Source organism: Microbacterium sp. UBA837, from assembly GCF_002296025.1.
Taxonomy (GTDB): Bacteria; Actinomycetota; Actinomycetes; order Actinomycetales; family Microbacteriaceae; genus Microbacterium.
In genome coordinates, this window is record NZ_DBHD01000161.1 from 1 (window position 1) to 8,869 (window position 8,869).

The following is an 8,869-nucleotide window of genomic DNA, read 5'->3' on the forward strand; positions in this document are numbered from 1 at the left end:
GTCCGGAATCCGGGGGCAACCTCACGGTGTCGAGAAACTCCACCACGCAGCGGGACGTCACCCGCATGGAAACCGTGCATCTCGTGACGTGCTCTGCATGACCTGAGCCGCAGAACTACGCGGGACTGTCGTCAGATCGAGAGGTTGGGACGCCTGGGGGTCAAGGGGTCGCAGGTTCAAATCCTGGCAGCCCCACAGAAAATCCCTGATTAGAAGGAATTTTTATCAGGAATTTGTTGTTTCCGGAAGCCGGATTTTTTGGTCCCCTCCTGGTCCCCCTCGTGCTTTCGGCAAAGTGAGGCTGTGGATAACGGAACGCCGTGCGAAGCCCTCCCTGTGGATAAGGGGGCCAAAAGGGGACCAGAACCGCTCCCAGCGTGGTCCTCGATGCCTGATACGGCAGTCGAGTCCTAGCAGTTCCGACTAGCAGCATTGAAGCGGCTGGCCTCACGGCACGACCGATGCTCGCAATCCCCGGCAGGTTGTGGATGTAAACCCCAGATCCGACACGTTCAGGCCCTCTCGTCTTGCTGCGCATGGTCAGATCAGGCTTGGAGCGATCGCCACGGCGACGAAACCTGACAAGAGTACGGCTGCCGCGAGTACCAGCGCGGTCGCCTGTACGCTCGTGGGGGCCGCCGGGAAGGCCGGTCCTGACCTGCCCTCTGGCGCGGCGCGGAAGGGGCCGGTGAAAAGGCGAAGGTAGTAGAAGAGACTGACCACCGTATTGATCGCTGCGACGACGACGAGCCAGACGAGTCCGCCATCCCACGTCGACGTGAACACGGCGAGTTTGCCGAAGAAGACAGCGGTGGGCGGGGTTCCCACCAGGCTGAGCGCGCCGATAGCCAGCGTTGCGGTCAGCCATGGATGCCGGCGTGCGGCACCGGCGAAGTCGTCGATATGCTCGCGTCCGGGAAGCGCAGTGAAGGCGGCGAAGACTGTCAGGTTCGAGATGCTGTACAGCACCAAGTATGCGAGCAGACTCGCAGGAGCAGTGGGGGCCGCGCCGATGACCGCGATCGGCATGAGCAGATATCCGACCTGACTCACGGTGGACCAGCCCATCAGGCGGCGCACGTTGCGCTGTGCCAGCGCGGCAAGATTTCCCACGGTCATGCTCAGTGCCGCGAGCACTCCGATGAGGAGGGGAACGTCGATGCTCGACGGCATCACGGTCACCACACGGGCGATGGCAACGAGGGCGCCGATTTTGGGGACTGTTGTTAAGAACGCGCCGACAGCCGTGCCTGCGGCTTCGGTGGCGTCGGGCACCCAGAAATGCCCCGGCACCCCTCCTGCCTTGAAGAGGAGTCCAATGATGGTCGCAACGACACCCAAGACGACCGCAGCGGTCGGGGCTGCCGCGAGGGCGGTGTTCATGGTCGCGTAGCTACTCGTGCCTGCGAGGCTGGTCAAAAGTGCCACTCCCGCGAGCAGAAGGACACCGAACAGCGCCCCCATCAGATACGTCTTCAGAGTCGCTTCGGCGGCGTGGGCAGTACGTCTGATCCCGATGAGCGCGTACAGCGGGATGCTCGTGAGAAGGAACGCCGCGATGAGGACGAGCAGGTCTGTCGCTCCGCCCATCACGACGGTGCCGAGGGTGGCCAGGAGGAGGAGCGTGTACGTTTCGCTTTCCCTGGGGGAGCCGCGGAAGTCGCGCCGTCCAATCAGGACCACGACCACCGTGCACAGGGGAGCGAGTACGCGCACGAGCGTTGTCGGGGTGTCGATGGCGTAGGTTCCCTCGAAGATCGCACCCCCCGTCTGACCGGCAGCTCCCGCGGCGATGCCCGCACTGACGACGAGCGCCCCGAGGGTGAACCAACGGATGATGACCTGACCTCGGCGTGGCAGGAAGCTGCCGCCGAGCAGAGCGATCACCGCGGCGGCGAGGAGCACCGCTTCGGGGATCAGCGCGGAATAGTTCATAGACATCGATGTCACGGGCCGAGCACGCCTATCAGCTGGTCGGCCGCGGGGGCGATGAGTTCGATCAGTGGGCCGGGGAAGATGCCGATGATCACGGACAGCCCCAGAAGCACAACGAGTGGGACGATCTCACGGGGCCGGAGGTCATCGAATCCGGGCGATAGGCCGGTGGTGGGGCCGGTGAAGACTCGTTGGAAGGCGCGCAAGAACAGCACGGCCACGATCAGAATGCCCGGTAGTGCCAGTGCTGCCCACAGCGTCGTGCCGATGCTGCCCGTGAAGATCTGGAACTCTGCGATGAATCCGCTGAAGCCGGGAAGGCCGAGGGAGGCGAACGCGGCGATGGCGAAGAAGCCCGCGAACCGCGGGGCGGGCGAGGCGAGTCCTCCGTAGCGGCGGAGATCGTAGCTGCCGGTGCGATCCCAGAACACTCCCGCGAGCAGAAACAGTGCGCCGGTGATTAGACCGTGCGACACCATCTGGATCACGGCGCCGGTGATTGCAAGGTGCTGCGCCTGTTCGCTGTCCTGGGACACGATTCCGGCGGCACCGACGGCGAGGATCACGTAGCCCATGTGGTTGATCGAGGTGAACGCGATCATCCGTTTCACGTCCGTCTGCGCCAGTGCGACGAGCGCGCCGTAGAGCACCGACACGATTCCCACCGCGACGATCACCCACGCGCCGGCCCTCCAGGCATCCGAAAGCATCGGCATCGCGATGCGCACGAAACCGTACGTGCCCATCTTCAACATCACGGCGGCGAGCACGACGGACCCGATGCTCGGGGCATCGGTGTGGGCAGGGGGTAGCCAGGAGTGGAACGGGAACGTCGGGGTCTTGATCGCCAAGCCGACCACGATCGCGGTGAGAATGAGGCCACCGGTCACCGCGTTGCCCGTGAAAGCTCCCGCCTGGGACAGCTCGATCATGTCGAACGTGTGAGGGGAGGAGTTCAGGTAGAGCCCGATGAATCCCAGCAGCAGGGCCAGCGATCCCAGGAACGTGTACAGGAAGAACTTAAGTGCGGATCGGCGGGCGTTGCCGTGACCCCATCCGGCGATGACGAAGTACATCCCCACGATCGACAGATCGAACCAGAGGAAGAACAAGATCAGGTCTTGGGCGGCGAAGAGCCCGAGGCACGTGGTCTGCAGGAACAAAAACAGCGCGGCCTGCGCGCGCGGTCGATCCTCAGTCCGGAGGGACCACACGGCGCTCGCGACGAAAATCACCCCGGTCAGCAGGAGCAGCGGGAGTGAGAATCCGTCGACGCCGATGTGATAGCTCGTGCCGACGCCCGGCATCCATGCCAGCTGCTCCTCCGCGACGAGGCCATCGCCGCTCGTTGGCCCGGCCACCGTGATGCCGGCGATCAGGGCCAGATCGACGAGGGTCGTGGTCAGCCACACCCAGCGTGCTGCGGCCGGCGTGATCTTTTTGAACACCGCGAGAAGGATGCCGGCCGCGACCGGCAAGAAGATGACAATGCTGAGCACGGGGCTACCTCACAACAATCAAGAGCACGACGAGGGCGACGGTGATGACGGCGCCAGCGGCGTAGTAGTCGGCGATACGACCAGATTGGGAACGTTGGGCAAGCCTTCCCGCCGCGCGGGTGAACGTCACGACGCGACCCACCGCACCGTCGACCTCGCCGTCGAGAGACCGCGTGGCGGCACCCGCCCGATCGAGGGCACGCGGCACGGCATCGATCGCCGCGTCGAGGCGGACATCGAAACGAGCCAGAACCGCAGCGAATGCGTCCAGCGGGCGGCCGACGATGGTGACCGCGGCACGCTCCAGACCAAACCAGGTCGCTGCCCCAGGAACAGGCGGAAGCCGATACCGCAGCACGACAAGTACGACGATGAGGGCAAGGAGCGCTGATGCCGCCAGCTCAGCGACGCTGCTCTGAGGCTGCCCTGCTGCGCCGAGGGTTTCGCGGAACGGAGCATCCACGCCGGGAGCAGCGAGGATTCCCAGAACAGCCGCCCCGACTGCCAGGACAACGAGCGGGCCGGTCGCGCCGGCAGGAATGTGCCGCGTTCCCGGCTGCTCGGCATCCCACCCCGCCTCACGCGCCGCGTCCTGAACAGGAGCCGCCCACGCCACTCCGATGATTTTCGCCGAGTACGCCGCCGCCAGTACCGCCCCCACCAGGCCAGCCGCGTACAGAGCGGGGCTCGCTTCGAGCGCGGCCGCGAGGACAGAGTCTTTGGTCAGCCAGAGCGAGAGCGGGGGGATGCCGGCGAGCGAGAGTGCTCCGATCATGAACGTCACTCCGACGAGAGGCCACCGCCGGCCGACGCCACGCAACGCGTGCAACTGTTTGGTGCCCGTTGCTGCCAGCCACGCGCCCGCGATGAGGAACAGCAGCGCTTTGGTGGCCGCGTGTGCGATCAGCTGCGCAGTTCCCCCCGCTGTCGCCCCGATGCCGGCGGCGAGAGTCACAAATCCCAGTTGCGCGGCGGTGGAGGCGGCGAGGAGCTGTTTGAGGTCGGACTGGCCGATGGCGATCACACCCAAAACGATGGTCGTGGCCGCACCGATCCATGCGGCCGCCCATCCCGCCCAGCCGGACGCGAGCAAGAGTGGACTCAGGCGAAGGAGCAGATATCCGCCCATGGCGACCATCGCGGCGGAGTGCAGCAAGGCGCTCACGGGGCTGGGCCCTTCCATGGCGCGGGACAACCAGAAGCTGAAGGGGAGTTGCGCGGCCTTTCCCAGGCCGGCGATCAGGACGCCCGCGGCGATGAGCGACAGCCAGGGCGCCGAGGCGCTACTCAGATCGTCGAGTTGCCAGCCCACGCCCGCGACGATGGCCACACCCGCAGCCAGATACAGTCCGAGGTCGGCCGTCCGCGTCACGGTGAATGCGACGAAACCCGCGGGAATGGTGCGGGCGTTCTGCCAGTGGAAGCCGATGAGAGCGTACGAGGTGGCGCCCATAATCTCCCACGCGGCCAGCAACGACACTAGCGACGTCGAGGTCACCGTGATGAGCACGGCAGCGATGAACACCAGCATCAGGCCATGGAAGCGGGCCTCGGTCTGTGTCCGCTCAGCAGCAGCGAAGACCAAGACGAGGAGCGCGACGGCGGTGATCATCGGCAGCAGGACGGCGGAAAGCCCATCGACAACCAGGGTGGCACCGCTCGGCCCGATAAAGGCCGCCTCCCACCTCGGCCGGGTAATGGCCGCAGTGATCGCGGCCGCCATTGTCACAGCGGCGACCGTTATCGATGTGACCGGTGCCATTCTGTCGAAGCGGCGGCCGCCGAGAAGGAGGGCGGTGCCGGCAACCGCGGGTAACGCGATCAGTGTGATCAGTAGGAGGCTCATCCGTTCAGGTCCGTTGCCGAATCGATCATGTCGGACCCGCGGGAGCGGTGCACGATCGTGGCCGCCGCGAATCCCATCGCCATCTCCACCGTCATCGCCGCGAGGATGACGATCATTAGGGTCTGGCCATCGGGCGTGGGCGCGAGGAACCACCACAGCGCGCCGGCCGCGAGGAGTACACCGTTGATCATCAGTTCGATGCCCATCATCACCATGACGACAACCTGCTGCGAGAGGGCGCCATAGAGCCCGACAGCAAAAAGCGCCGCCGCCACGACGAGCACGAGCGAGAGGGTCATTGGTGGTGCTCCCCTGCCATCGACGAGTCAGGCGGCATCGGCGTACCGTCGCCTTCTTCGCCGTCACGATCCTCACCAGGTGGGTCGGAACGGCCGTGCGGATTGGCCAGCACCAGTGCCGCGACAATCGTCGCGAACAAAACGGGGCTGATGACGAGCATCACTAGCATTTTCGAGCCCATGATCGCGTCGCCCAGAGACCTGACGAGGTCCGCGGCAGGTTCGCCGGCACGTGCGGGCCAGGGGATGACAAACGCTGCCACGGCCAGGAGCACGAAGACGGTGGCGGCGATGATCATCGAACGGCGTTTGCTGTGGGTCATATCCATGGGCATCAACGCCGGGTTCATCCCCATGAACATGACCATGAAAACGGCCATGATCGCCATCTCCATCAACATCATGAGGATGGTGATGACCCCGATGTAGTCCAAGTTCAGGACAACGAGGATCGCGCCGACACACACGAACGACATCGCAAGGGCGTAGGTAGCCCGCGCCATCGAGTTGACTACGAAGACGGCGATGCCGCTTGCGACAGCAACGACAGCGAACAACCAGAACAGCAGAGCCGCGATCACAGTGCACCCCCGTTGACGCCCACGATCACGGCGACGACGGCGACCTGAACGATCGTCAACGGCAAAACGATGACCCACGCGAGCCCCGCGAGACGGTCAGGGCGAATCATCGGGAAGAGTCGTCGCACCGTCAACATCCCCGCCAGCACGACCAGGGTCTTGATGAGCACCCACATCGACGGTGGCAGCCACGGACCGTTTCCGCCACCGAGGAACAGCGGCACCGCGAACGCGGCACCGGCGACGAGGACGGCGTACCGGCCCACGAGAACGAGCAGCCGGTCGACGCCGCTCAGCTCGACAAGCACGCCAGAGGCGATATCGCCGCTCATCGCGGTATGGAAAGGACCCCACGACGAAAACGCCACCACGGATGCAACGAAAATCAGGAATGCCACCGGCATCCAGACGACAAACCACAGGTTGCCCTGCGCGTCCTGCACATCGAGCATGCGAAGGCTCCCAGCCGCGATGGCCGGCGCGGTCAGCGCGAACATCAGCGGAAGCTCGTACGAGAGAGCGAGTGCGAGGAAACGGTATCCGCCGACGAGCGACCAGGAACTGTTGGCTCCCCACCCGAGCAACCACCACAGCGCCCACAACAACACGTCGACCGCATTGAACCACACCAGACCCACGGGCAGGTCGGCCAGAACGAAGGATCCGAAAGGGATCACCAGCATCTTTAGCATGGCCGCGATGACCAGGCCCGCGCCGGCGATACGCCACAGCAACGAATCTGCCCCCGCAAGAGTGCGGCGTTGCTGGCGAAGCAGGCGGCTCACCTCCCGAAGGGGCGCGGCGGCGGCGGTTAAGACCGGTGCACCGCCAGATCGAGCATCAAGCATCGCGTTCGCGGCCGCCGCAGCCCAGGCGACCACGACGAGACCGCCGCCCACCAGCAACACGGCGACAAAGACCGTGGCCACCTCACCCACGCGGCACCCGCTCCCGTGAGATCGCATGTTCCAGCCCGAGGGATGCCACGATCAGGCGAACGGTCGAGAGTTCTTGACCCACGACTGCGCTACGGATCACCTCGCTGGTCGCACTGTCCGCGGCGGACCCGAGCACCGGACGGCTTGGGGGAGCCGCTTCAGGGTCAAGCAACGCGGAGCAGGTGCGCAGCCAACCAACGAGTGTGCCACGCGGATCGATGGATTCGTCCGCCGCGATACCCTTCGCACTCCACGCCAGCGTCCGTGACCGCTCTGCGCGGCGGGTAAGACGGGTCAATCCGGAGCGAATCTTCTCGAGCGGTGCATCGTCGAGGAGGTCGTTGCGGACGCGCCGTGCCCGTGCGGCCATCGGATCCCAGCCGACGACGGCGAGAACTCGCGATGCTGCATCGCACAGGCGGGCGGCATCTTCCCGAACAGATCCCGCAGGCAATTCGTCGGCCTCACCCCACTCGATCTCCACATCGGTGACCAGATCACCATGCAACGTGCAGTGCACAACGAGCGCCGCGGGCCAATCCGACAGAATCGGACCCAGGGTGAGGTGGGTGGCATCCATCTCCAAGCCATCACGGTCCTCCGATCCTTCGGCAAGCGGGATACCGCCGGGGCCAGACATATCCATTCCGTGACCCGAGTGGTCCATGTCGTGTCCGGACTGGCCCATTTCGTGTCCGGAGTGGCCCGTGTCGTGGGGCATGTCCATGTCGTGTCCGGAGTGGTCCATTGACATCTCGGCGACGACGGGCGGCTTGCTCGCCTGCTCACTTCGAGACCGCATGCGCTGGGTTGTGGTGTCGCGGAGGTCCTCAACAACGGCATCCAACGTCGACGACAGGTCTGCAACATTGGTCACAATGGCGCGCGCACGAGGGGCGGGAACCTGCTGCCACACCGAATCAATCAGGCCGCTCAGCGCCGCCTCCGGTCGTCCGCAGACCAGCAGCGCGTCACTGTCTGCGGGCGCACACGCCAGTGCCCAGCCGCGAGCCGTGACCGCAGCCTCAACCCTCATCCGCAAAAGACCCGAGCCGGGGGCCTCGACGATCATGACGTGAACGCGCTTCACCGCGGCATTGGCCACCCACCCGGTCAGACCCATCGGAAGGCCCCTTCACGCCACGCCCAGACAACGCCCGCGACCAATAGCGCGAGAAACACGAACATCTCGATGATGGCTTCGGCACCGCGTTCGGCCACGATGACCGCCCACGGATACATGAACAGCATCTCGACATCAAAGGCGAGGAACACCAGCGCAATCGGGTACCAGCGTGCGTGATACCGGGACAGCGCATGTTCGCGTGGTTCCCAGCCGGACTGGAACGGGAGGACCTCCACTACATCCCGGGAAACCGCCACGAACCGACCCACCACGTACAGCAATCCCACCGCGGCCAGACCGAGGCCGATCACAATGAAAACGCTGATGTAGGGGGACATGCTACGCATCTCACTTCCAGATCGGCGACGATAGTTCGGCTATACCCGAGCCTAGGCTGTAGTCAAAGGAATCGCCGGGGTTCCGGCGGTTCATGCCGTGGTTGGTTGGTCAGGCTGCCAGCGTGAGCTGGCGTCGTTCGTACTCTAATGGGCTGAGGTAGCCGATGCTCGAGTGGCGGCGGCGGGCGTTGTACCAGCCATCGATCCAGATATAGGCGCCGCGGCGGGCGTCGTCGATCGTAGCGAAGGTGTGCCGGTGGTAATACTCGTTCTTGAACGTTGACCAGAACGATTCCGCGGCCGCGTT

9 protein-coding genes are annotated in these 8,869 nt (G+C 65.0%); all 9 read right to left on the reverse strand.

Annotated features, from left to right (window positions below):
* Positions 1-540 precede the first annotated feature (540 nt).
* Positions 541-1,941, reverse strand: coding sequence for an NADH-quinone oxidoreductase subunit N (locus tag B3587_RS11770; protein ID WP_084595908.1), 1,401 nt, complete (start codon positions 1,939-1,941; stop codon positions 541-543).
* A gap of 5 nt (positions 1,942-1,946) precedes the next feature.
* Complete coding sequence (locus tag B3587_RS11775) at positions 1,947-3,434, reverse strand: complex I subunit 4 family protein (RefSeq protein WP_033107420.1); 1,488 nt, start codon at positions 3,432-3,434, stop codon at positions 1,947-1,949.
* A 4-nt stretch (positions 3,435-3,438) separates the two neighbouring features.
* Positions 3,439-5,280, reverse strand: coding sequence for an NADH-quinone oxidoreductase subunit L (locus B3587_RS11780; protein WP_033107421.1), 1,842 nt, complete (start codon positions 5,278-5,280; stop codon positions 3,439-3,441).
* Entirely contained in the window at positions 5,277-5,579 is a 303-nt protein-coding gene (locus B3587_RS11785; protein WP_033107422.1) for an NADH-quinone oxidoreductase subunit NuoK, read from the reverse strand. Before B3587_RS11785 ends, B3587_RS11780 begins: the two co-directional genes overlap by 4 nt.
* On the reverse strand, positions 5,576-6,160 hold the full coding sequence (locus B3587_RS11790; RefSeq protein WP_052167098.1) for an NADH-quinone oxidoreductase subunit J: 585 nt from the start codon (positions 6,158-6,160) through the stop codon (positions 5,576-5,578). Before B3587_RS11790 ends, B3587_RS11785 begins: the two co-directional genes overlap by 4 nt.
* The gene (locus B3587_RS11795) at positions 6,157-7,098 is read right to left on the reverse strand and encodes a complex I subunit 1 family protein (protein WP_033107423.1); all 942 of its coding nucleotides are present in this window, start codon (positions 7,096-7,098) and stop codon (positions 6,157-6,159) included. Before B3587_RS11795 ends, B3587_RS11790 begins: the two co-directional genes overlap by 4 nt.
* Positions 7,091-8,221: a hypothetical protein gene (locus B3587_RS11800; RefSeq protein ID WP_033107424.1), complete on the reverse strand. Its 1,131-nt coding sequence runs from the start codon at positions 8,219-8,221 to the stop codon at positions 7,091-7,093. Before B3587_RS11800 ends, B3587_RS11795 begins: the two co-directional genes overlap by 8 nt.
* The gene (locus tag B3587_RS11805) at positions 8,212-8,562 is read right to left on the reverse strand and encodes an NADH-quinone oxidoreductase subunit A (protein WP_033107593.1); all 351 of its coding nucleotides are present in this window, start codon (positions 8,560-8,562) and stop codon (positions 8,212-8,214) included. The genes B3587_RS11800 and B3587_RS11805 overlap by 10 nt, the downstream gene beginning before the upstream one ends.
* 109 nt (positions 8,563-8,671) lie before the next feature.
* The coding region (locus tag B3587_RS11810; protein WP_292728887.1) for an integrase core domain-containing protein at positions 8,672-8,869 on the reverse strand (198 nt) is incomplete at its 5' end.